Consider the following 207-nt stretch of genomic DNA (forward strand, 5'->3'; position numbering starts at 1 on the left):
GTTGAGTATGTTAGAGATGGTGAACGAGAAGTTGACACACCTAATGAACGCGTTGAAGGAGCTAAAGGTAAAACAGTTGCAACAACTACTTACGATGTAGATTCAAAGGACGGTCATATTACAGAACACGTTGGCAACCCAGTCGTCACCCCAGCAGGTAAGACAATCGTTAAAGTTGGTGCGAAAACTAAGGTTGAACAATCTAAA

At 42.0% G+C, this 207-nt stretch carries 1 protein-coding gene; it reads left to right on the forward strand.

Annotated elements, in window-relative coordinates; genetic code table 11:
- The coding region (locus tag ADH54_RS07060) for a hypothetical protein (protein WP_049524585.1) at positions 1–207 on the forward strand (207 nt) is incomplete at both ends.

The sequence above is a fragment of the Streptococcus pseudopneumoniae genome, from assembly GCF_001072315.1.
Classification (GTDB): domain Bacteria; phylum Bacillota; class Bacilli; order Lactobacillales; family Streptococcaceae; genus Streptococcus; species Streptococcus pseudopneumoniae_R.